Source organism: Deinococcus sp. (assembly GCF_018260405.1).
Lineage (GTDB): Bacteria > Deinococcota > Deinococci > Deinococcales > Deinococcaceae > Deinococcus.
The window spans coordinates 1-21,411 of the sequence record NZ_JAGLBG010000043.1 but is presented as its reverse complement, the minus strand read 5'-3'; the positions used below and the strand labels follow the sequence as shown (position 1 = coordinate 21,411).

General features: G+C 62.5%; 22 protein-coding genes. 13 read left to right on the top strand and 9 right to left on the bottom strand.

All coding sequences use genetic code 11. The features are described 5' to 3' along the window. Window positions 1-214 precede the first annotated feature (214 nt). Genes fabG through QZ269_RS07280 form a run of 4 tightly spaced genes read right to left on the bottom strand, consistent with a single transcriptional unit; the run spans window position 215 to window position 3,550 of the window. Complete coding sequence (gene fabG / locus QZ269_RS07295) at window positions 215-961, bottom strand: 3-oxoacyl-[acyl-carrier-protein] reductase (protein WP_291425836.1); 747 nt, start codon at window positions 959-961, stop codon at window positions 215-217. Window positions 962-1,019: 58 nt separating this feature from the next. After that, a complete protein-coding gene (locus QZ269_RS07290; RefSeq protein WP_291425834.1) occupies window positions 1,020-1,541 on the bottom strand; it encodes a hypothetical protein in 522 nt (173 codons plus the stop codon). Window positions 1,542-1,601: 60 nt separating this feature from the next. Beyond that, complete coding sequence (gene fabD / locus QZ269_RS07285; RefSeq protein WP_291425833.1) at window positions 1,602-2,519, bottom strand: ACP S-malonyltransferase; 918 nt, start codon at window positions 2,517-2,519, stop codon at window positions 1,602-1,604. Then, window positions 2,516-3,550: a ketoacyl-ACP synthase III gene (locus QZ269_RS07280; RefSeq protein WP_291425831.1), complete on the bottom strand. Its 1,035-nt coding sequence runs from the start codon at window positions 3,548-3,550 to the stop codon at window positions 2,516-2,518. Before QZ269_RS07280 ends, fabD begins: the two co-directional genes overlap by 4 nt. A gap of 41 nt (window positions 3,551-3,591) precedes the next feature. Here QZ269_RS07280 and QZ269_RS07275 point away from each other — a divergent pair, with 41 nt between their 5' ends. After that, window positions 3,592-3,747: a hypothetical protein gene (locus tag QZ269_RS07275; protein WP_291425829.1), complete on the top strand. Its 156-nt coding sequence runs from the start codon at window positions 3,592-3,594 to the stop codon at window positions 3,745-3,747. A 95-nt stretch (window positions 3,748-3,842) separates the two neighbouring features. Here the strand turns inward: QZ269_RS07275 and QZ269_RS07270 are convergent, their stop codons facing one another. Continuing rightward, window positions 3,843-4,853, bottom strand: a complete 1,011-nt coding sequence (locus QZ269_RS07270) for a beta-ketoacyl-ACP synthase III (RefSeq protein ID WP_291425827.1) — start codon at window positions 4,851-4,853, stop codon at window positions 3,843-3,845. A 274-nt stretch (window positions 4,854-5,127) separates the two neighbouring features. After that, the gene (gene tig / locus QZ269_RS07265) at window positions 5,128-6,468 is read right to left on the bottom strand and encodes a trigger factor (RefSeq protein ID WP_291425825.1); all 1,341 of its coding nucleotides are present in this window, start codon (window positions 6,466-6,468) and stop codon (window positions 5,128-5,130) included. Window positions 6,469-6,957: 489 nt separating this feature from the next. On the opposite strand from tig, the gene mraZ reads away from it, so the two are divergent. From mraZ to QZ269_RS07230, 7 genes are all read left to right on the top strand, one after another. Continuing rightward, a complete protein-coding gene (mraZ, locus tag QZ269_RS07260; RefSeq protein ID WP_291425824.1) occupies window positions 6,958-7,386 on the top strand; it encodes a division/cell wall cluster transcriptional repressor MraZ in 429 nt (142 codons plus the stop codon). Between the two features lie 23 nt (window positions 7,387-7,409). After that, window positions 7,410-8,297, top strand: coding sequence for a 16S rRNA (cytosine(1402)-N(4))-methyltransferase RsmH (rsmH, locus tag QZ269_RS07255; protein WP_291425822.1), 888 nt, complete (start codon window positions 7,410-7,412; stop codon window positions 8,295-8,297). After that, a complete protein-coding gene (locus QZ269_RS07250; protein WP_291425820.1) occupies window positions 8,294-8,665 on the top strand; it encodes a hypothetical protein in 372 nt (123 codons plus the stop codon). Before rsmH ends, QZ269_RS07250 begins: the two co-directional genes overlap by 4 nt. Then, a complete protein-coding gene (locus tag QZ269_RS07245) occupies window positions 8,656-9,993 on the top strand; it encodes a penicillin-binding protein 2 (protein ID WP_291425819.1) in 1,338 nt (445 codons plus the stop codon). The genes QZ269_RS07250 and QZ269_RS07245 overlap by 10 nt, the downstream gene beginning before the upstream one ends. Window positions 9,994-10,638: 645 nt before the next feature. After that, entirely contained in the window at window positions 10,639-11,166 is a 528-nt protein-coding gene (locus QZ269_RS07240; protein ID WP_291425817.1) for a hypothetical protein, read from the top strand. Window positions 11,167-11,367: 201 nt separating this feature from the next. After that, a complete protein-coding gene (locus QZ269_RS07235; RefSeq protein ID WP_291425840.1) occupies window positions 11,368-12,510 on the top strand; it encodes an ABC transporter permease in 1,143 nt (380 codons plus the stop codon). Window positions 12,511-12,633: 123 nt separating this feature from the next. Next, window positions 12,634-13,686 (top strand): DUF4384 domain-containing protein, encoded by a 1,053-nt coding sequence (locus tag QZ269_RS07230; RefSeq protein ID WP_291425816.1) that lies wholly within the window; start codon window positions 12,634-12,636, stop codon window positions 13,684-13,686. Window positions 13,687-13,756: 70 nt separating this feature from the next. Here QZ269_RS07230 and QZ269_RS07225 read toward each other — a convergent pair whose 3' ends face one another. Together QZ269_RS07225 and QZ269_RS07220 are read right to left on the bottom strand one after the other, a co-directional pair. Next, window positions 13,757-14,347 carry a CoA pyrophosphatase gene (locus QZ269_RS07225; RefSeq protein WP_291425815.1) on the bottom strand — a complete coding sequence of 197 codons (591 nt, stop codon included), beginning with the start codon at window positions 14,345-14,347 and terminating at the stop codon, window positions 13,757-13,759. Continuing rightward, on the bottom strand, window positions 14,344-14,967 hold the full coding sequence (locus tag QZ269_RS07220; RefSeq protein WP_291425813.1) for a MazG family protein: 624 nt from the start codon (window positions 14,965-14,967) through the stop codon (window positions 14,344-14,346). The genes QZ269_RS07225 and QZ269_RS07220 overlap by 4 nt, the downstream gene beginning before the upstream one ends. A gap of 38 nt (window positions 14,968-15,005) precedes the next feature. On the opposite strand from QZ269_RS07220, the gene aat reads away from it, so the two are divergent. Then, window positions 15,006-15,626 (top strand): leucyl/phenylalanyl-tRNA--protein transferase, encoded by a 621-nt coding sequence (gene aat, locus QZ269_RS07215; RefSeq protein ID WP_291425811.1) that lies wholly within the window; start codon window positions 15,006-15,008, stop codon window positions 15,624-15,626. Window positions 15,627-15,677: 51 nt separating this feature from the next. Here the strand turns inward: aat and QZ269_RS07210 are convergent, their stop codons facing one another. Further along, complete coding sequence (locus tag QZ269_RS07210; RefSeq protein ID WP_291425838.1) at window positions 15,678-16,934, bottom strand: Nramp family divalent metal transporter; 1,257 nt, start codon at window positions 16,932-16,934, stop codon at window positions 15,678-15,680. A gap of 473 nt (window positions 16,935-17,407) precedes the next feature. On the opposite strand from QZ269_RS07210, the gene serA reads away from it, so the two are divergent. The 4 genes from serA (at window position 17,408) to QZ269_RS07190 (ending at window position 21,341) form a co-directional block, all read left to right on the top strand. Further along, complete coding sequence (gene serA, locus QZ269_RS07205) at window positions 17,408-19,033, top strand: phosphoglycerate dehydrogenase (RefSeq protein ID WP_291425809.1); 1,626 nt, start codon at window positions 17,408-17,410, stop codon at window positions 19,031-19,033. Between the two features lie 111 nt (window positions 19,034-19,144). Continuing rightward, window positions 19,145-19,771 carry an SDR family oxidoreductase gene (locus QZ269_RS07200; protein ID WP_291425807.1) on the top strand — a complete coding sequence of 209 codons (627 nt, stop codon included), beginning with the start codon at window positions 19,145-19,147 and terminating at the stop codon, window positions 19,769-19,771. Between the two features lie 69 nt (window positions 19,772-19,840). After that, on the top strand, window positions 19,841-20,848 hold the full coding sequence (locus QZ269_RS07195) for a hypothetical protein (protein WP_291425806.1): 1,008 nt from the start codon (window positions 19,841-19,843) through the stop codon (window positions 20,846-20,848). 13 nt (window positions 20,849-20,861) lie between these two features. Further along, window positions 20,862-21,341: a hypothetical protein gene (locus QZ269_RS07190; protein WP_291425804.1), complete on the top strand. Its 480-nt coding sequence runs from the start codon at window positions 20,862-20,864 to the stop codon at window positions 21,339-21,341. Window positions 21,342-21,411: the final 70 nt, after the last annotated feature.

Below are 21,411 nucleotides of genomic sequence, written 5' to 3'. Positions count from 1 at the left end.
ATTCTGCTCCAGCGATTGTGCGCCTGATGAAGAGGGCAGCATGGATACTCCGACGATATGGGCCTCAGACAGCCTCTTAGAGCATTTTGCAAAAGGGTGGTGCTCTTTTGACCATCTTTTTGCCGAGTGGAAAGAGTAAAAAAGAAAGAGCACGACGTAAAATGAAGGGGGCGGGCGGTGTTTTTCCGACGTGCCCATCATTCGCAGAACTGCTCTAGTTAGGATTCATTCCGCCGTCCACACCGATGGTCTGCCCGGTCACGTACCCAGCTTCATCTGAGGCAAGGAAGGCCACCAGCGCCGCGACTTCTTCTGGCTGACCGAAGCGGCCCAGCGGAATGTTACCCTGATACTGCTTTCTGGTTTCGCCAGACAGTTTTGCGGTCATGTCGGATTCGATAAAGCCCGGCGCAATCGCATTGACGGTGATGCCGCGCCCGCCGTATTCCTTGGCGAGGGCCTTAGTCAACCCAATCAGGCCCGCCTTGCTGGCGACGTAGTTGGCCTGCCCCGGATTGCCGGTCAGCGCGACCACACTGCTGACGTTGATGATTCGCCCCGCGCGGTGTTTCATCATGTGTTTGATGGCGGCCCGGCAGGCGCTAAAGGCGCTCGACAGGTTGGTTTGCAGCACGGCGTCCCAGTCCTCGTCCTTCATGCGGACGGCGAGGCCGTCGCGGGTAATTCCGGCGTTGTTCACCAGCACGTCCAGGCGGCCCAGTCCGGCGATCACGTCCTCGACCAGTTGCGTAGCGTTGGCCGGAACCGACAGATCAGCCCCGAAGACGTGCGCCTGCCCGCCCGACGCGGCGATCTCAGCGGCGACCTGCTCGGCCTCGGCCTGAGCGCGCCCATAATGCACGGCTACCGCGAAGCCGTCCTGCGCCAGCCGGAGGGCCATCGCCCGGCCCAGCCCACGGCTGGAACCCGTTACCAGCGCCACTTTCTGAACTTCACTCATGTGGGCATTGTAGGCGATCCTCCTGGCCAGCCTTTCAAAACTGGACTGGGTCAAACATTTAGTTCCGGCTAAGCAGCACACTGACGACGCGGCCCGTACCCATGGCCGTGCCCGCTGCCGGGTTCGTTGCGCTGGCCGAGGACTGCAACACGCAGCGCCACTGCCCACCGGCAGAGCTACCACTCAAGTCTCCAGACACCGGGCGGCACTCAGCCAAATAGCCTAGTGCACCGTTGGCACGCCGGAGCCAGAGCTGGGCCGCGCCGCCGCTGAGTTCCCCGGTGACTTTCAGGTCGGTTTCAGCAACCAGCAGCTGCGCGGGAACATGCGCCGTGCCCGTAACATTTGCGCCGCTGATAACCAGATTCAGCCGTACCGGGCCTGGCTGACCGTTCACGTCACGCAGTTTCCCGACCCACTGCTCCTGAACGCTGGAACTCTGGGCACTGGAACGCTCGGCACTGGGACGCTCGGCACTGGCGGTACTGGCCTGGCCTGCCGCTGCCAGGGCCGCTGCTCCCGGCATCACTCCACCACCGACCAGCACTAGGGTGAGCGCAAGAACCGTGAACTTTTTCATGGGTTCAGTCTACTTGAGCAGCATTAGTAAGCAGGCGTGATTCAGTAGGTCCGACCGGGTTCAGAGGCTAAAGGTTTTAACCTGCTCCGCCGTGCCCACGTTGAAAGTCCTGGCCTCGGGCAAAATTCGCTTAACCAGCCCGGTCAGCACTGTTCCCGGCCCGAACTCGATGAAGGTGTCCACGCCCAGCCCGGCCAGCGTCTGCACGGTTTCGACCCAGCGCACGCTGCCGGTGATCTGGCGCTCCAACAGGTCGGCAGTGTGGCCAGGGTCGTCGCTCAGTTCGGCGGTAACGTTAGCGACCACCGGGAAGAGGTAGGGGCCGTAGTTCGCTGCCCGCAGGTCGCCCGACAGCCCCTCGGCAGCAGGCTGCATCAGCGAGCAATGAAAGGGCGCACTGACCTTCAGCGCAATGGCCTTGAGTCCGCGTGCCTTAAGCGCGGCGCTGGCGGCCTCAACTGCTGCCCTTTCGCCGGAAATGACCGTTTGGGCCGGGGCATTGAAGTTGGCAGGTTGCACCACTCCGGGGGTCTGCTCGCACACTTCCAGCACCACGGCGGGGTTGCCCATGACGGCGCTCATGGCCCCGACACCTTCAGGCACGGCCCGCTGCATCAGTTCGCCGCGCTTGCGGGTCAGGCGCAGAGCGTCTTGCAGGGTCAGCACGCCCGCCGCGACCAGCGCCGAGTATTCGCCCAGCGAGTGCCCCGCCGCGACCATCGGTATCAGGCCGGTGTGGTGCTGCCACGCGCGGTAAGCGGCGGTACTGGCGGCCACCAGTGCGGGCTGCTGGTTGGCGGTCAAGGTCAGGGCTTCCAGCGGGCCATGCTCGACCAGCTGGCGCAGGCCCGGCAGGGCGGACTCTTTGGCCGCGTACACCTCCTCGGCGTGGGCAAATTCGCGCGTGAGGTCGGTGCCCATGCCCACGGCCTGCGACCCCTGACCAGGAAATAGAGCCGCGATTCTAGGCCCACTCATGCGCTGACCTCGGTTCCGCTTAAGTCTGTTCCACTGGCCGCGTGCAGCGAGGGCGTACCCGCCCACCACTTCATGGTGCAGGCCGCCCAGCTCAGGCCACCGCCGAAAACCACCATCAACAGTTCGTGGCCGTCTTTGACGCGCCCGTCGTTCACGGCTTCATACAGCGCAATCGGTACCGTTCCGGCACTGGTGTTGCCGTAGCGGTCAAGGTTGATGACAGTCTTTTCCATCGGAATTCCGAAACGTTGGTTGGCGGCCTCGATGATGCGGATGTTGGCCTGATGCGGAATAAGCCAATCCACGTCGCTATTTTTCAGGCCCGACTTTTCGAGCACCTGTGTCCCGCTGTCGCCCAGCACGCGCACGGCGAACTTGAACACCTCGCGCCCGTTCATGGTGGGCGCATCCCGCATAATCTGGCCGTCGGGAAAGGTGTTTGCCAGATTGGAAATATAAAGGGCCGGGCCGCCTGCGCTGTCTGCGCCCAGCACAAAATCCTGGAAGCCGTAGCCCACGGGCACCTCGCCCACCACCGCGCAGCCGCAGCCGTCGCCGAACAAGATGGCCGTATCGCGGTCGTTCTGGTCGAGCGCCTTACTCAGTGTTTCGCCGCCCAGCACCAATACCTTGCGTGCGCCGCCGCCCAGAATCAGGCCACGGGCCATACTCAGGCCGTACACGAACCCGCTGCACGCCGTCGAAAGGTCGTAGGCCCCCACCCCGCTCAGGCCGATCTGCCCAGCCACCAGCGCCGCTGTACTGGGGAACATGGCGTCGGGCGTGCAGGTCGCGTAGATCACCAGGTCTACGTCCCTCAGGGCGCCGGGGTCACGCGAAAGCATGTCCTGCACAGCCTTGACGCCGATAGTGCTAGTGAATTCGCCCTCTGCCGAAAACCGCCGCTCACGGATGCCGCTGCGCGACTCGATCCAGCCGTCCTCCAAGCCCATGCGCGACTCGAATTCCTGGTTCCTGACGACCCGCTCGGGCGCGTACATGCCGATGGCAGTGATGCCGATGCTCTTCATTGAGCTTACGCTAGCACCCTGCCGCCGCTTACCCTGAGAACTTGAACCGAGTTCAAATCCCGGTAACCGCGCAAAAGGTCACGACGTTACAGACCAGACCGGTCGCCACCGTGGTGCGCCAGCTGGGGCGGGCCATCACCGCGAAACAGCTTAGGCCCAGCAAAAACCGTGCAGAGGCTGGCCCAGCAAAGTCATGATTCTCCAGTCCCAGTGCGGTGCAGCCCACCCTGGCCAGGGGCCTGCCTGCCCCCCGGCATCAAAAGCCACAAACAGCGCGGCCTTTTTACACGAACTACTCTAAGGTGGGAGACCACCATTTGAGCGCCGCCGCCCCCCAGCTCAGGCCGCCGCCAAAGCCTGCGAGCACCAGCTGATCGCCCTTCCTGATCTGCCCACTGCGGACCGCCCCGTTTAGCGCCAGCGGAATACTGGCGGCGCTGGTGTTACCGTAGCGGTCAAGGTTGACCACCGCCTGCGAAAGTGGCAAACCAAAGCGCTCGCAGGCCGCCTCGATAATGCGGATGTTGGCCTGATGGGGCACGAGCCAGTCGATATCGGCGGTGCTCAGGCCCGCTTCCTGCATGGCCTGCTCGGCACTGTCGCCCAGTTTACGCACGGCAAACTTGAAAACCTCGCGCCCGTTCTGGGTCAGGTGCGGCCCCATCTCGGTGCCCTCGGGCAGTTGCAGGGCAGCGCCGCGCAGGTACAGGTGTGGCCCGCCCGCGCTGTCGGCCCCCAGCACGAACGACTGAAACCCGTAGCCCTGCGGCACCTCGCCCAGCACCACGCAGCCCGCGCCGTCGCCAAACAAGATGGCGGTGTTGCGGTCGTTCTGATCTACAACGCCGCTCATGACCTCTGTACCTACCACCAGCGCCCGCTTTGCCAGCCCCGCGCGGATCATGCTGTAGCCCACGCTCAGGGCGTACAAAAAGCCGCTACACGCCACACTGACATCGAAGGCCGGAGCGCCGCGTAGCCCGACCTCGCCCGCGATCAGGGCCGCCGTACTGGGAAACATGGCGTCGGGGCTGCTGGTCGCGCAGATGACCACATTCACCCCGTCCAGCGCTTCTGGCGCGTGCTTTAGCAGGTCGCGCACCGCTTCTACCCCCAGGGTGCTGCTGGTCTGCCCCGCCGAGGCGTGCCGCCGCTCCCGGATTCCGCTGCGGCTCACGATCCAGTCGTCGGTGGTGTCGAGATACTGCGCGTAGTGGGCATTAGGCACCACCTGTTCGGGCGCGTAAGCCCCCACGGCAAGAATCCCGAGAGCCGGAGCAGTGCTGGGTGGGGCAGCAGTCATGGCGTGACCGTAGCACCTGAAGGTATTGTTTGAACAGCCGTTCAATTAATGTCTGAACCGGGTACAGGGAAGGAAAAGAAAAAAGGCGCACCCCGCAGGACACGCCTTGTTCACTTGAGTAGAGAGTAGAGTTTATACAAATTACCGATTGAACCGGGCAATTTGGATTCCGGGCGGCACCCAGGATGGGGCCTGCCCGCTGTCTTGGTCAGAACGGCACCCGTATGGGGCCTGACCGCTTCCCGACTGCGGGCAGAATTGAGCGCAGTCGGTATTACTCTTCGGTTTTGGCTTCTTCAGCCTCGACCTTGACTTCGGACTCGTTGGCTTCGGACTCGTCGGCTTTGGGAGCCTCGGCTTTCGGCTCGTCCTGCTTGACTTCACCCGACAGCTGGGCAATAGCCTGGGTCAGACCCTTCTCGCGCAGCAGGTTGATGTAATACGCGTTCAGGCCGTTGGGCCCAAGCTGATCGGCCAGTTGCTGAGCGCCGATACCGCTCATCTGGGCAACAGCGCTGATGGTCTGGTTGAATTCCGTATTGCTGACTTGCACGCCCAGTTCCTCGGCCAGCTCTTCCAGCGCCAGGTCGCGGCGCACGCGGATTTCGGCGTTCTTAGTCAGGTTGTCCATGAACTCGCCCAGCTTGTTCTGCTCCTGCATGAACTGCATGTACTCGGCCCACTGCACGCCCTGACGGCGCAGATCGGCCTTGATCTCTTCCAGCATGTCGTCACGGCGGTTGTTGATGAGGGCGCGGGGAATATCCACGGTCATCCCTTCGACGAGGTGGGTCACCAGTTCGTCGCGGCGGGCATTTTCGCCTTCCTGACGGGCGCGGGTTTCCAGCTCGGCCTTCAGGTCGGTGCGCAGGCGCTCCATCGACTCGAAGTTCAGGCTCTTGGCGAACTCTTCGTTCAGTTCCTGCAACTTCTTGGTCTTTACGTCCTGCACCGTTACGGTCACGGTATGCGCCGGATGCTCATGGTCGCCGTGCTGGTGGGCCGGAACGCTGATTTCGACGGTGTCGCCCTTGCTTTTGCCCAGCAGCGCCGACTTGACGTGTTCCTCGGCCTTATCCATGTAGATAGGGTAAGTGCCGCCGTCTGCGCCCTGCTCCTCGATGGTCACCTGGTCGCCGTCTTCGATGGCACGCTCGGCAGTCTCAAAGACAGCGTTGCGCTCCTGCAAATCGCTGAGGGTACGGTTCATCACCTCGTCGGTGATCTCGGGGCTGAGGGCGGTCAGTTTGATCTGCCTCCAGTCACCGAGCTTGACTTCGGGGTAGGTTTCGCCCTTAACGATGAATTCGAAGCTTTGACCACTGACAAGTTCCTTGGGATCAATCTGGGCGTCGACGAGGTTCAGCTTCAGCTCACGTGCTCCCTGGGGGTAGTACGTCTGGAGCAGACGGTCCATAACCTGGCTCTCGACGTACCCCTGGCCCACGCGGCTTTCGAGAACCTTGCGGGGCGCTTTGCCGGGGCGGAAGCCGGGAACGCGCACGTCGCGGGCCAGACCGGCCCAGACCTGCTCGTACGTGCGGTTGACTTCGGCGGCGGGCACCGAAACCTTGAACTCGACCTTGTTGCCTTCTTTGCTGACTAACTCTGCCATGACTCTCCCATCCTGCCCGCTTCGTGGGTGCTGAAGCGTGGCCGTATCGTGTATTGCGTGTGCTCTTGCCGTGAGCCTCAACTTGCCCGGCTGCGCGACATGCCGCCGCTTATCATAGTGCCTCCCGGCCCCTGACGCGAGACCCCAGGCGCAAATGTCTTTGCACGGCCCGCCGCTTGAACCGGGCCATTTTGGATTCAATCCGGGCAGAGGCGAGAAAATTACGGGTTTGGCGGTATAGCGGCATAGGCCGCCGTCATGTTCGGCCAGAGCTGTGCCCGGTTTGTTTCACGCTTTGGCCTCCGGGTGGAAAAGCCCAGGGCCTCCGGAACACTTTTTGGGGAAAAAGTGGGAAATGGTGGTAAATCGTGGTAAGGCTTGTTACACTCTGAAGGCAGCCTGAAGATTCTGCTCGTGGGCTTTTTCGGGCTGTTTTGATCCCTGTGTCGCCCTGCCCAAAGTGGGACGGCGTGGGAAAGAGGAGTGGCTATGCCCTTTGGAGAGTACCCCTACACGATTGACGATAAAGGCCGCGTCGTGATGCCACCGCCTTTTCGTGAATTTGTGGAAGACGGCATGATCCTGACCAGGGGCATGGAGGGGTGCCTGTACGTTTTTCCTCTGGCGAGCTGGAAACGGGTCGAGGAACAACTCGAAGGGTTGCCCCTTACCGACGCCGAGTCGCGCTCGTTCGTGCGCTTCTTCTACTCGGGAGCCAGCAAAACGCGCCTGGACAATCAGAGCCGCGTTTCGGTGCCTCAGACCCTGCGGGATTTTGCCCAGTTGCAGGGCGACGTGATCGTGGCAGGTGCACCGGGCCGACTTGAACTCTGGAGTCCGGTTCGCTGGGAAGCCGTGATCAGGGCCGTGCAGAACGACCCCCCCAAACCTGAACTGCTCGCCAATTTCGTGGCGTAACCACCAAAAAAAGAAGTAGAGACATGACTGCTATTCCAACCCTAACCCACCTGCCCGTCCTGGCTGCCGAAGTCGTGGACGCCTTGCAACCTACTCCCGGTAAAGTCTTTGTAGACGGTACTCTGGGCGGCGCGGGCCATACCCGGCTGCTGCTTGAGGCCGGAGCCAGGGTCTACGGCATTGACCAAGACCCCTTTGCCCTTGAACGCGCACGCCAGCAGGAGGGACTTGAGGGCCTGAGCGTGCTCCAGGGCAACTACCGCGACATGGCCGAATTGCTGGCCGCGCAGGGTGTGAATGCTGTAGACGGCGTCTTGCTCGATATCGGGGTCAGCAGTTTTCAGCTTGATGACGGCGAACGGGGCTTTTCGTATCACACCGAGGCCCCGCTCGATATGCGTATGTCCCAGAGTGGCGAGAGTGCCGCCGACGTGGTCAACGGGTACGCCCCCGAGGACCTCGCCTCGATCATTTACGAGTACGGCGAAGACCGCCTCTCGCGCCGTATCGCGCGGGCCATCGTGCAGGCGCGGGAACAGGCCCCAATCGAGACCACCGTGCAACTTGCCGACATCGTCAAGCGGGCCTATCCGGGGTTTTCCAAGGGGATTCACCCAGCGCGGCGCACTTTTCAGGCCCTGAGAATTTATGTCAACGACGAACTGGGCGCTCTGCGCGACGGCCTAAGCGCTGCCGAAACGATCCTGAAACCGGGCGGGCGGCTGGCCGTGATCAGCTTTCACTCGCTGGAAGACCGCATCGTCAAGCGCTTTTTGCTGGGCAGTGAAACCCTGAGCGCCCTGACCAAGCGGCCCGTGATTGCCTCCGAGGCCGAGCAAGGCAGCAACCCACGCGCCCGGAGTGCCAAGCTGCGCACTGCCGAGAAAGAGGGCGCAGAGGAAAAGTCATGACGACCCGCCTGCCCCTGAACTTCGACACAGCCCCGGCCACATGGCAGTGGCGAACCCTGCGTTACCTGTCTATCTATCTGCTGCTGGCGATAACCCTGATCGCCGTGCGGTACAAGACGCAGCATGTCCGTCCCAATCTGCTTGATCTGCAAAAGCAGGAAGCCACCTTGCTAACCCAGCGCGACAACCTCGAAATTGCCGTACAGGTCGCCGTTACCCCCCAGAGAATCCAGGAGTGGGCGGCAGCCAACGGCATGATCCATTTTGCCGAGAGTCCCAAAGCGGCCCGTGATCTGGGACAGGGCGCCCCGCTGAATTTACCAACCACCAATAACAACACCATCGAGGTGAAGACGCAATGGAAGTAAAAATCCGCAACCGTTCCCGCGTTATGCAGGTGCTGGCGCTGGCTATGTTTCTCTCACTGGTTTGGGCCTATGCCCAGCTTGAATGGGGGGTGCCCCACACCGTCAAACGTAACGTACTTCAGTCGCGCGGGAGCATCCTGGCCTCCGACGGGTCGGTGCTGGCCCGCAGCGTCGGCGGCCAGCGGGTCTATCCGCAGGGCGTACTGGCCGGACAAGTGGTCGGCATGATGGGCGAAACGGACGGCCTGGAAGGGCTGGAGGCGGCCTACAACCGTTCCCTCCAGGCAGGGGAAAACCTGAAACTCACGATTGACCCCAAAACCCAGGCGGCGGCTGAAGCAGCGTTGGCGCAGGGCGTCAAGGAGCACCACGGCGAATACGGCTCAGTGGTCATCATCGAAACCTTGACGGGCCGGGTGCTGGCCGCCGCGAGTTACCCGCCCTTCGATCCCAACAACTGGCGCAACTACAGCGCCGAGACTCGCCGCAACCGCCCATTCCTGGATACCTACGAGCCGGGTTCGACCATCAAGGGCCTGATCGTGGCCGCCGCGCTCAACGAGGGCCTGACCACCCCGACAACCACCTACTCGACCCCGATGGAGCGTTATGTGGGCGGGCGCTGGGGCAGCACCATCCATGACGCGGTTGCCCACCCCGCTACCCTGACCACCAAAGAAATTCTGCGCTACAGCAGCAACGTGGGCATGAGCCATTTGGTCGAGAACCTCACGGCGGACAAGGAACGCGCCTACCTCAGCAACTACGGTTTCGGGCAAGACGTGCAGATCCCGGTGGTCGCCACGGCCACGGGCCGCCTGCAAAGACCCAGCGAATGGACCGATCTGGTGCGGGTCACCAGCGCCTTCGGGCAGGGGATGAGCAGCACCACGCTGCAACTGGCTGCCGCCTACAACACGCTGGCTAACGATGGCCTGTACATTTCGCCGCGTCTGGTCGAGGGAACCCCGGCGTCCGAGCGGCGCGAAGTCATTCGGCCAGAGTCGGCCCGCACCATCCGGGGGCTGCTCCAGGCGGTGATCGCCGAAGGCATCTCGAGCGCCGCCGGACTCAAGGGCTATGCGCTGGCCGGAAAAACAGGCACGTCGCAGGTCGCGGTGAACGGCAAATATTCCGACAGACTGTTCGACAGTGTATTCGCCGGATTCTTTCCCGCCGATGCCCCGCGCGTGACCATTGCAGTGACGGTACACGGCGCGACCACCAACTACCACGGCTCTATGCTGGCGGCTCCGATTTACAAGAAGATTGCCGCAAGTGTCATTTCCAACTGGGCCGCTGCGCCCCAACAACTGCCCAATCCCTGAGGAGAGTTAAAGCAGAGGACAGTTAAACTATCCAACAAAAAAAAGTTGCCTTGCGGCCCCCTCACCCCTTGTAGGAGAGGAGGGGACTCGCCAAGCTGCTGGCAGCCCCTGGCAGAGGCACAGCTGGTGCTGTTGCAGGTGCGGCGCGACTAAGCACACTCTGTAACAGCAGTCAGCTCAAAATGTGATTATGTGAAAAATGTGAATAGAAATTTGAAGCTCTCCTGAATAGAGACGGTGCCCACTCAAACTTTGTTACCTTTTCAGGAACAGCTTACTTTTGGTTCCGACAATGGGCCATAAGCCGAAGCAAACGGCTGAAAATGAACGTGAAAACGGCTCTGTGAATTTTCTTTTCTGAGAAGCCAACTTCCTTATGAGGAAAAATCTCATAAAATTTTTGGCGATATATCGCTGAGATTCATAGGCAAAGCCCTCAAGACCTAAATAATTTGCTCACTAAGATGAGAAATCAAATTCCCTTTTCTCAGAATTCGCTTAGGGGATGTCTTTAACCTTCTAACAGTTACGAAGAGCGGTAGCCCACCGTTGGAAGCCCCTGCCGGGGGCGCACGGCTACTGCCATTGATTTTGCCAATTAACTGAAGCTGTGGTGTGGTCTCAGACCCACGCCTGAGGAGTTTTATGCTTAAAAATATCAAGTCGCTTATTCAGGGTATCGTGATCGCCAGCACCGCTTTTGCCAGTGGCAGCTTTGCCAGCGCTCTGCCTGCCCTGCCTGCCTCCAACATGATCAGCAGCGCAGTTCAGACTGCCCTCAATGTGGCCCCGACCCCACAGCAGGGCGCCGCTCAGCAGCTTATGCAGGACACCCTGGCCCAGAGCAGCCGCGCCCGCAGCGTCATTGCCCACGCTACGGCCTACAACAGCTTCGGCGGGCAGACCGATGGCAGCCCCAGCATCACGGCCACCGGCACCCGCACCCGCCCCGGCGTGGTGGCCCTGAGCCGCGACCTGCTGCGCGTATTTCCTTACGGCAGCCGCGTGCAACTTCAGGACCTGAGCGGCAACTATAATTTCGGCAACCGGGTGTTTGTCGTTGAGGACACTATGGCAGCCCGCAAGGTTGGCAGCATCGATGTGTGGATGCCCAGCTACAGCCAGGCGATCTCATTCGGTGGCCGCACTGTGCGCGTAACGGCTGTTCGCTAAACTGGGCTTTTGCAGCGGGGGCCGTGAACGGGGGAAGAGTCCTGTTCACGGCCTTTGTGCGGGCCTGTGCCCTGGCTTATTCTGGCGGCCTTCGGGCGGCCCTCTGCTAAGCTCGGAGCCTTGATGACGCCTGCTGCGCCCACCAACCATGCCGTGACCGATAGACCCACCGATAGCCCCCCCGATAAACACTTTGCCTGGATGCTGGCGCGGGCGCACCTGACCCGCCGCCGCACGCAAAACATCCTGACTATTCTGGGGATCGCGGTGGGCGTCATGGTTCTGATCAGCGCTCTGAGCCTCACCAACGGGTTTACCCGCTCGCTGATCGACGCCACGCTGCGGGCCACTCCTCACCTCAGCGTGACGTCGTTTGCCCCGGCACCGCCCAATCTTCAGCTAGAGCAGGCGATGAGACAAGACCGCCGCATCATGGCCTACACGCCTTTTGTGGCCGACAAGGGCCTGCTGACCCGCCCGGCGCAGCAGGGCCGGGGCGCGGGGGTCGACTTCGCCACGCTGTTTGGCCTGAGCGCAAAGGCGGCGCAGGTGCTGCAACTCCCGCCGGAAGAAAGCGGCGTGCTGGCGGGCCTGAAAGACGGCGAAGTGATGCTGGGGTCGGCCCTGGCCCGCAGTGTGGGGGCCTTTACCGGAGACGACGTGCGACTGCTCAACAGTGGCATGAAACGCACGGGCCTCAAGGTCGCAGGGCTGTTTACTACGGGCAATTACCTGATCGACAGCGGGTACGCCTTTACCAATCTGCACACTTTGCAGACCCTTCAGGGCACGGCGAAGATCACTGGGTATCAGTTGCGACTGAACAACCCCGGCGACGCCCCGGCGGTGGGACGGGCGCTGACCGAGGCCCTGCCCTATTCGGCGCTGCCCTGGCAGGATCTGTACGGCACGCTGCTGCAACAGCTGGCGCTACAAAAAAAGGTGATCGCGTTCGTGGTCTTTCTGATCGTGATCGTGGCGGCCTTTGGCATTGCCAACGTGCTGACACTGGCCGTGTTCGAGAAGACCCAGGAAATCGCCATCCTGCGGGCCATCGGCGCGACCCGTTCCCTGATTACCCGCGTGTTCGTGATCGAGGGCATGATCCTGGGACTGGCCGGGCTGCTGCTGGGCAACCTGCTGGGGCTGGCCATCAGCGCCTACTTCACGGTGCGGCCCTTTCAGCTGCCGGGCGACCTGTACTTCATCACCTCGCTGCCGGTCGAGGTCAAAGTGACTGATCTGCTGTGGGTGAATGCCGTGGGACTGGTCACTACCCTGATTGCCGCGCTGATTCCGGCCCGCCGCGCGGCCAATGTCGAACCGGCCCGGATTATTCGCTGAGCGCCGGGGCTGACGCGCCCGTTGCCTTGCTGACCGTGTTCTGAACCACTATTAATATTGCCCCCGCCACGGCTCATGGCTCTTCAGGTTGGGCGTACTAGGCTTTCAAGCGGAGGTCACCACATGAAAAAGTTCCTACTTATCCCCGCAGCCCTGCTGCTGAGCACCGCCTTTGCCGCCCCCAAGATCAGCGCCCAGAGCATTATTGTCAACCCGACCCAGCCTGATCTGAGCGTGAGTGTTAGCGTCGACAAAGACACCAGCGGCAACACCGTGCCTAACTACCGCGCCGGTGAGCCCATCCGGATCAGCACCACCGTCAACCGCGACGCCTACGTCTACCTGTTCAATATCGACAGCACCGGCGAAGTCGACCAGATTCTGCCCAACCGCATCGACGGCGGCAGCAACTTCGTCAAGGCCAATACCACCGCCGTGTTCCCGGCAGCGGGCAGCAGCTTTACCTTCAACGTAGACGGTCAGCCGGGCCTGAACAAGGTACTGGCCCTGGCCAGCGCCACCCAACTGAACCTCGACCAGATTTCGAGCTTCAAGAACACCCAGGATCAGTTCGCCACCGTGACCGCCAAGGGTCAAGACGGCCTGGCGCAGGCCCTGAGCATCATCGTGAACCCTGTCGCCCAGAACAGCTGGGTCAGCGATACCGCCTTCTTCAACGTGGTCGCTAGTAGCCCCGTGACCACCGGCAACCTGTTCGTCGGCACCAACGTGGGCGGCAGCACCGTGATTCTCAATGGGCGCACCCTTGGCCCGGCCAACACAACGTACACGGGTCTGGTCGCAGGCAGCTACCCCGTGCGCGTCCGCGCCCCCGGCTTCGCCGACTACACCACCACTATTCGCGTAGTGGGCAATGCCACCACCAACCTGAACGTGGACTTCGCCGTCCGCAGCGGCACCGTCCCCGCACCGGTCAGCCCAGCCCCCGTGACTAGCAACTACAATCAGGTCAGCTTTACCATCAACAGCCGACTGAGCGGCGCGCGCGTGTTCGTGGACGGCCAGGAAGCTGGTAGCGTGCAAAACGGTGCGCTGAACCTCAGCCTGCCGCGTGGCGCTCACGAAATCGTGATGATCGCCCCCGGCTACCGCACTTACGTAAACACCGTCTCGCTGAGCAACAACACCAGCCTGACCATCAACCCCACCCGCTAAGCCTCTTTACACGTCCAGTTGCCCGAAAAGACCCCGCCGTCATGGCAGGGCTTTTTGGTTTGACCACTGGTCAGGCCGGGCCGCTGGTCAGCAGGTCGTGCAGCACCCGCGCCGTCATGCCCCAGATGTCATGTCCCTGCCAGGGGTAGCGGTAAACCGGAACCGGAGTGCCGTCGGGGAGGTAACGCAGTTCAAAATGCACCGTCAGGGCGCGTAATTCGCCCAGCGTCGGCGTGATGATCTGCACCACTTCCGGCGTGAGCCTCAGCGTCTGGAGGGTCTGCGCCTCGATACGCGCCAGCACCGGAGTGACGTGAAAGCCGATGGGGGTAAAGACGTCGTCGACTTCACCGACCACCTGTACGGCGGCGGGAAGCAGGCCCACTTCTTCCTCGGCTTCTCGCAGGGCTGCCTGAGCGGCTGTTTCGCCCGCTTCAAGGCTGCCGCCCGGAAAGGCGATCTGGCCCTTGTGAGTCGGCAGGTCGCTCGAACGCACAGTAAGCAGCACGCGTGGGTCGGCCTCACGGGTCAGGGCCACCAGCACGGCGGCGCGGCGGTAGGTGGGCAGGTGCAGTGCCGCGCGGGTGCGGCCCGACTGCCACAACTGCCAGGGGTCGGCCTGTTGCTGATCCAGTGGGTCACTGTTCGGGGGGTGACTCACAATGTCTCGTCCGGCAGGGCGGCCAGCGCCGCAGCAGTTCTGGTTCTCAGGGCTACTTCGGCGTCTATACCCAGGCTTCTGGCCCAGGCGACCACCGCGCCCAGCACCTCGGCCACGCCCGCTTCGGTGTCGGGAGCCTGAGTCAGCGCCGCGCCGATGCCCCCACGCCCAGTCTTTTCCTGTCCGGCCAGCTTCTGGGCCTTGGTCTCGCGGGCCAGTGCGCCCAGCGCAGCGGGCACCCGGTCGGCGGCGCTGCGGGGCTTCCCTTCACGTTCGGCGGCCTTGATCGCCTGCCAGTTGCGAACCACTTCCTCGCTCCCGGCCACCCCCGCGCCGCCAAAGACATGTGGGTGGCGGCGCACAAGTTTATCTACGATGTTCTTCTCGACCTGGGCGTAGTCGAAGGTGCCTTCTTGCTCGGCGATCACGCTGTGAAAGGCCACTTGCAGCAAAACGTCGCCCAGTTCGTCGGCCAGTTCCGCCGGGTGGCCCACCGCGTCGGTGGCCTCGGCGGCTTCTTCAAGCAGGTAGGGGCGCAGCGACTCGTGGGTCTGTTCCTGATCCCAGGGGCAGCCGCCCGGCCCGCGCAGACGGCGCATGATGTTCAGTAAGTCCTGCATGGCTTTACTGTAGCGCCGAGGCTTATGCTGGGCCGGGTATGCCCACCGCCACCGCCTTCCTGAATCACCCCGACCCATTCACGCGTGAGGCGGCCCAGTTCTATGCTGAGGGAGCCTTTTTGATGGACAACGGCGACGGCGTGCGCTTTTACGGGGTCGAGGGCCGCGCCCTGGTACCACTGACCGAGGAAGCCGGACTGCACGTATCCCGCCGGATGCGCCGCGAGCTGAGGCACTTCGAGCCGCGCCTGGACACGGCTTTCGGTGAAGTAGTCGAGGGCTGCCGGGGCCGCCTGCCCGGAAGTCCAGAACGCGACGGCGAGTGGATTTCGGATGACCTCACTGAGATTTACCACCACCTGCACGGCACCGGGCTGGCGCACTCCTTCGAGGTCTGGAAGGATGGCGAGCTGGCGGGCGGCGTACTGGGCATCGTGCTGGGCGGGGTTTTCTTTGCCGAGAGCAAGTTTCACCGGGTCACGAACGCCAGCAAGGCGGCGCTGATCCTACTGGCCCGGCACCTGCACGGGCGCAGCTTCGGCCTGCTGGACGCGCAGATTCAAAACGACCATATCGCCACGCTGGGGGTGTACGAAGTCGGGGAAGCCGAGTACGCCGCGCTGCTGCGAGAAGCGCTGAGCCTGGATGTGAGCCTGTGAAGCACTGACGCTGGATGGGGGGGATGAGCCTGTAACGTAAGGCCAGACCACCTATTGCCCCCTGAACGTGCCCCAAAGCAGGTAAAAATTTAGCCCGATGATGACCGCAGCGATCAGCCAGCCGATGACCGTGGTGTAGGTCTTGCTCACCAGCACGCCCATGAGGTCGCGCCGGGCCGTGAACAGCAGCAGCGGCACCAGCGCGAAGGGAATTCCGAAACTGAGCACCACCTGCGAGAGCACCAGCGTTCGGGTCGGGTCCAGGCCCAGCAAAATCACGATGAAGGCAGGCAGCATGGTCAGCGTGCGCCGCACCCACAGCGGAATACTGAACTCGACGAAGCCCTGCATGATGATCTGCCCGGCCATTGTGCCGACGACCGTGCTGCTCAGGCCGCTCGCAAGCAAAGCGATGGCGAAGGCCACCGACGCCGCAGGCCCCAGCAGTGGCGTGAGCGTCTGGTACGCCGTTTCAAGGTTTCCAACGTCGGGCAGGTTCTTGCCGTAAAACGTGGCGGCGGCCACAGCCATCATCGCCATGTTGATCAGACCCGCCAGTCCCATCGCCCCGATCACGTCCAAGCGGTTCAGGCGCGAGAGCTTAAGCTTCTGGGCGTCACTCGGGGCATTGATGCGTCCTTGCGTCAGTGCCGAGTGCAGATAGATGACGTGCGGCATGACGGTCGCCCCGATGATGCCAACCGCCAGATACAGGCTGCTCTGTCCGTCCAGGCGCGGCAAAAAGCCACTGCCCAGCGCAGCCAGATCGGGCCGCGCCATGATGAACTGCACGAGGTACGCCAGCCCGATAATCAGCACGAACGCCCCGATGACCAGTTCGATCACGCGTGAGCCGCGCCGCTGGAAACCTAGCACCCACAAGGAGATGATGGCCGTGACCACCGCGCCCCAGAACAGAGGCAGGTGCGTGAGCAGATGAATGGCAATGGCCGCGCCGATGAACTCGGCCAGATCGGTCGCCATCGCCACGACCTCGGCCTGCACCCAGTAAAACCAGACCAGGGGCCGGGGCCAGTGCTCACGAATCACCTGCGGCAGGTTGCGCCCGGTGGCGATGCCCAGCTTGGCACTGAGGTTCTGAATGACCATCGCCATGAGGTTGGCAGCCAGGATGACCCACATCAGCATGTAGCCGTGCTGCGCCCCGCCCTCGATGTTGGTGGCAAAGTTGCCGGGGTCCATGTAGGCGATCGAGGCGATCACCGCTGGGCCGATAAACGGCACGATGCGGGCCAGGCCGCGCCTGTTCGAAGTGCTGCCTAGCACGTCCGCCGCCCGCTCGTTCATCCGTTCGTCCAGGCCGGAGGGGACAGATGGAGGAAGAGACATGGTTGTAATTTTAGGCATGCCTAAAACATTTGTCTACCCCAGGGCAGTGGGGGGCCGGGCCTGCGGGTCACTTTTCCACAGCGCCTTTGTGCGTCGCACCGGTCTACAGCGGGCCAGAAAGCAGGATTGGGGTATCTAAGACGGCTCCCGACTTAGAGCAGTTCTCCGAAATGATGGGCACGTCGGAAAAACACCGCCGCCCCCTTCAGTCTACTTCCTGCCATTCTACGTCCTGCTCTTTCTTTTTCACTCGCTCCACTCGGCCAAAAGAGGGTCAAAAGAGCACCATCTTTTGGCAAAATACTCTAAACTGGGCTGTTTTGGATTCAATTCGGGCGGAGGCGAGTGGGAAAAAATGCGGATCAGGAAGCGAGGCATTTTTATCTAGTCTTATTCCCGCCGCGCTGCTCCGGCAGCGTACCCTGTGACTTATGACTGCTCCGGCCCCGACCAATACCCCGCAGACCCCTGCCGCGCCGCTGCGCGTGCTGATCTGCGACGAGATGCAACCCGGAAACCTCGACCACGAGGGCTTTGTAATCGATTACGAGGGCAACATGGACCGCGCTGAGACGCTGCGCCGCCTGCCCGAATATGACGCGCTGATTACCCGCAGCCGCACCAAGGTAGACCGGGAACTGATCGACGCGGCGGGGCCACGCCTCAAGGTCATCGGGCGCGGCGGGGTCGGCGTGGACAATATCGACCTCGAATATGCCAGCCTAAGGGGGCTGCTGGTGCTCAATGCCCCCGAGAGCAACAACGTCTCGGCGGCGGAACTGGCGATTATGCACCTGATGGCGGCGGCCCGTGGCCTGACCCGCAGCGACAGTAAGACCCGCAAAGGCGAGTGGGACCGCAAATTCCTGGGTCTGGAACTCAAGGACAAGACTCTGGGCATCGTGGGGCTGGGGCGCATCGGCAGCATTGTGGCTGACCGGGCGCAGGGCCTGCGGATGAAGGTTGTCGCGTTCGACCCGCACGTACCCGCCAGCAAATTCGAGCGCCTGGGCGTCGAACGCGCCGAAACCCTCGAAGACCTGCTCGGGCAGGCAGACGCCGTGACCGTACACACACCGCTGACCGAAGAAACCAGCGGCATGATCGGGCAAAAGGAACTGGCGCTGCTTAAAAAAGACGCCATTGTGGTTAATGCGGCGCGGGGCGGCATCATCGAGGAAGCGGCGCTGGTGGAGGCCCTCAAGTCCGGCCACCTGTTCGCGGCGGGTGTGGACGTGTTCGTCGACGAGCCGCCCACCGCCGATCACCTGTTCCTGAGCGCACCCAACCTGGGCATCACTGCCCACCTGGGGGCCAACACCCGTGAGGCGCAGGCCCGCGTGGGGGCCGAAATCGTGAGCCGCGTGCTCGACGCCCTGCAAGGTGACGTGAGCAAGGGAGCGGTCAACGCCCCCGCGCTCGATGCCAAAACGATGGAAGCCCTCGGCGGTTACCTGACCCTGGGCGAGAAACTGGGGCGCATTCTGGCACAGCTGCTTCCCGGCGGGCACGACCTCGAAGTGACCTTCCGAGGTGAATTTCCCGCCGACCCCGCGCCAGTGGTGACTGCCGTGCTGGTAGGCTACTTGTCGGGCAGCACCGACGAGACACCCAACATGATCAACGCCCGCGCACTTGCCAAGGAACGCGGCCTAAACCTCGCCGTTCGCCAGCAGACCGACAGCCCCGACTACCAGACCGAAGTGATTGTGAAGGTCGTTAGCCACGCCGCAACCAAGGACCGCACCCGCACGGTGGGCGGTACCGTCTTTGGCAAGGCTCCGCGCCTGACCCGCCTGCGCGACTACCGCGTGGAACTGGAACCCGAGGGGTACATCCTGATTGCCAGCAACGAGGACAAGCCGGGGGCCGTCGCCAAACTCAGCAACCTGCTGGGCACCTGGGGCGTGAACATCGCCGGGATGGCCCTGGGCCGCGCCGAGAAGGGCGGACAGGCGCTCTTTACCCTGACCCTCGACGACAACCTCGGGGCCGAGCAGCTTCAGGCCATCCGTGATCTGGACGTGATCGAGTCGGCGTTCCTGGTCAAAGTCTAGACCCGCCGCAAGAACGTCAGCCCGGGCCAAAGAAGCCGCTTTCCAGTCATACGGACTCCCGCTTGAACCGGGGCCGTTTTGAAGTCAAGCCGACCGGAGGTAGTTATGCCCATGAAAGTCGCCGTTTTTGGAGCCGCCGGACGAACCGGACACCGCGTTGTCACGCAGGCGCTCGCTGCCGGGCATCAGGTGCGCGGACTCGTGCGCCGGGCCGAGCAAGTCGAGGCCCTGAACTTACTGGGCGCCGAAGCGCTTGTGGGCGACCTGCTGGGCGAGTGGGAAGGTGTCCTGGAAGGCGTGGACGCTGCCGTGTGGGCCGCAGGCGGGCATCTGGACCCGGCGCAGTACGCCCAGATCGACCGCGACGCCCTGATCCGGGTGGCTGACGTGCTCGCGCAGAGGGGGCCGCGCCGCCTGATCGTGGTGAGCAGCATGGGCATGAATCGCCTGCACCAGATGCCGCCGTTTATGATCGCCGCCCTGGAGGCCAAACTGGCGTCCGATACCCATGTGCAGCGCGGCCCGCTCGACTGGACCATCGTGCGCCCCGGTGGCCTAAGCGACGAGGCGGGAACAGGGCGGGTGCAGGTCGCCCCCCAGTTGCCCAGAGGCCGGATCTCGCGTGAGGACGTGGCCGGTGTGGTCGTGGCCTGCCTGGAAACGCCGCGCACTGTTCACCAGACCTTTGATCTGCTGGTCGGTCAGCAGCCTATTGCTGAGGCCCTGGCGGAACTGTAACTGTAGGGCGGGGCCAGATCTGGGGGGCCTTTATTGTTCTGTAAGGAGCGAGCCGCTAGGCTAGGTGCAATGAAACTTGTCTCTCCGTTGCGGGCCGGGCTGGTGGCTGGGCTGCTGCTGTCTGCTCCGGCCCTGGCCCAGATGGAAACCCACATTCCGCCCGATCCGCTGATGCTGGTCGGCGTGGCGCAAGAAGCCGCGCCCAGCAACGGAATCGCCGTGCTGCGTGGAAGATATTCGGCGCATGTGCGAGTGGTCGACGCCACCACAGGAGAGCAGCGCCGCGAGTTCTGGCTGCCGCCTGAGGTCGTGCAGACCGTGCCGCCCGCGCTGAGCGCCGATGGCCGCCGCCTCGCCGTGATGCTGACCCCCGATCCGGCCACGCAGACGCCGCGTGTGGGGCTGGTTAATGCCGCCGTGGGCAGCAGGCCGGGAGCCGAGCCGCCACTTGCGATGGTACTGATGTCGCCGGGCCTCAGGGGAACCATCAATCTGGCACTCAACGGCGACGGCTCCCGGCTGGCGGCAGGCAACAAAAACGGTTATGTGCAGCTGTGGGACGCGCAGGCGGCGACCCGCCTCACGACCATTCAGAGCGAGACTAAACTCGAACCTTCGGCCCTCAATTTCAGCCCCGACGGCACCTTGTTCGCGCCGATTTTCCGGGGGCAGACCAAGACCCGCATTTTCGATGCGGCCAGCGGTCAGCCTAAACTGACCTTGCGCGGGGTGGGCCTGGGGCAGTTTACGGCGGACAGTCAAGGCTTTCTGGCGACCCGCGCCCGCCTGATCTCGCTGCGCGACGGCAAGGAGCAGCCGCAGCCCGCGTACCTGAAAGGCACCGCCGGGGTCATCGGCTACAGCACCGACGGTTCGCGGGTGCTGGTGCGTAACGCCGCCGCCGACACCCAGGGCCGCGAGTGGCTGGAACTGCGCGAGGTAACGACCGGGCGCGTGCTGGGCACCATGTCGCGCATTACCGACGGGATGCCCGAATTCCTGAGTCCCGACGGCACCTCGCTGATTGGCGGAGACGGTGAAGGCGGCGTGCGAATCGTGCCACTTGCGCCGAGATGATAGATTATTTGCGATGAAGATGATCTCTGGCCGCGCAGGTGTCTTGGTTGTAGTCCTGCTGCTCTCAGGCACAGCACTGGCCGATACTTATGTCAAGGGAACGCAGGTTTCTTATAGCAAAGAGATAAACACGTCCAGCAAGGCTAATGAAAGCAGTCTTTATATTGATGAGGCCAACGATACCAGTAATGAGAATTACGCAGAATTTACCTGTGATGCTGGTGCCCCAATTTTTTATCTGAACAGTAGCCAGCGTCTGGTCAATCGGCAGCAGTTTGATAACGAAGAAACTCCGGACATTACAGTCGCAGTAGACGGCGGTAAACCCATCAGGTTCCATACCTGGGGGGCAAGAAGCGGGGATAAACCTAATCTGATGGCGCTAGCCCTCGACGACAAATACGATGCCCAGATGCTCAGGCTGTTTCAGAATGCCAGAAGCAAAGTGGTCATGTCATTGACACGTTATGACAAGAAGGTACTCAATTTGTAACTGCTCAGCACGAGAAGTCGAGTTTGGGTAAGACGCCACGAAAAACGTCAACTAAGCCAGTCCAAATGGA

What these genes read in the sequence shown, in the direction of transcription:
- QZ269_RS07270 (WP_291425827.1), bottom strand. Translation starts at nt 4,853, where the DNA reads ATGACTGCTGCCCCACCCAGCACTGCTCCGGCTCTCGGGATTCTTGCC.
- QZ269_RS07220 (WP_291425813.1), bottom strand. Translation starts at nt 14,967, where the DNA reads ATGCAGGACTTACTGAACATCATGCGCCGTCTGCGCGGGCCGGGCGGC.
- QZ269_RS07230 (WP_291425816.1), top strand. Translation starts at nt 12,634, where the DNA reads ATGAAAAAGTTCCTACTTATCCCCGCAGCCCTGCTGCTGAGCACCGCC.
- QZ269_RS07200 (WP_291425807.1), top strand. Translation starts at nt 19,145, where the DNA reads ATGAAAGTCGCCGTTTTTGGAGCCGCCGGACGAACCGGACACCGCGTT.
- fabD (WP_291425833.1), bottom strand. Translation starts at nt 2,519, where the DNA reads ATGAGTGGGCCTAGAATCGCGGCTCTATTTCCTGGTCAGGGGTCGCAG.
- tig (WP_291425825.1), bottom strand. Translation starts at nt 6,468, where the DNA reads ATGGCAGAGTTAGTCAGCAAAGAAGGCAACAAGGTCGAGTTCAAGGTT.
- aat (WP_291425811.1), top strand. Translation starts at nt 15,006, where the DNA reads ATGCCCACCGCCACCGCCTTCCTGAATCACCCCGACCCATTCACGCGT.
- QZ269_RS07210 (WP_291425838.1), bottom strand. Translation starts at nt 16,934, where the DNA reads ATGAACGAGCGGGCGGCGGACGTGCTAGGCAGCACTTCGAACAGGCGC.
- QZ269_RS07190 (WP_291425804.1), top strand. Translation starts at nt 20,862, where the DNA reads ATGAAGATGATCTCTGGCCGCGCAGGTGTCTTGGTTGTAGTCCTGCTG.
- fabG (WP_291425836.1), bottom strand. Translation starts at nt 961, where the DNA reads ATGAGTGAAGTTCAGAAAGTGGCGCTGGTAACGGGTTCCAGCCGTGGG.
- rsmH (WP_291425822.1), top strand. Translation starts at nt 7,410, where the DNA reads ATGACTGCTATTCCAACCCTAACCCACCTGCCCGTCCTGGCTGCCGAA.
- QZ269_RS07280 (WP_291425831.1), bottom strand. Translation starts at nt 3,550, where the DNA reads ATGAAGAGCATCGGCATCACTGCCATCGGCATGTACGCGCCCGAGCGG.
- QZ269_RS07290 (WP_291425834.1), bottom strand. Translation starts at nt 1,541, where the DNA reads ATGAAAAAGTTCACGGTTCTTGCGCTCACCCTAGTGCTGGTCGGTGGT.
- QZ269_RS07235 (WP_291425840.1), top strand. Translation starts at nt 11,368, where the DNA reads ATGCTGGCGCGGGCGCACCTGACCCGCCGCCGCACGCAAAACATCCTG.
- QZ269_RS07240 (WP_291425817.1), top strand. Translation starts at nt 10,639, where the DNA reads ATGCTTAAAAATATCAAGTCGCTTATTCAGGGTATCGTGATCGCCAGC.
- QZ269_RS07195 (WP_291425806.1), top strand. Translation starts at nt 19,841, where the DNA reads ATGAAACTTGTCTCTCCGTTGCGGGCCGGGCTGGTGGCTGGGCTGCTG.
- QZ269_RS07250 (WP_291425820.1), top strand. Translation starts at nt 8,294, where the DNA reads ATGACGACCCGCCTGCCCCTGAACTTCGACACAGCCCCGGCCACATGG.
- QZ269_RS07245 (WP_291425819.1), top strand. Translation starts at nt 8,656, where the DNA reads ATGGAAGTAAAAATCCGCAACCGTTCCCGCGTTATGCAGGTGCTGGCG.
- serA (WP_291425809.1), top strand. Translation starts at nt 17,408, where the DNA reads ATGACTGCTCCGGCCCCGACCAATACCCCGCAGACCCCTGCCGCGCCG.
- mraZ (WP_291425824.1), top strand. Translation starts at nt 6,958, where the DNA reads ATGCCCTTTGGAGAGTACCCCTACACGATTGACGATAAAGGCCGCGTC.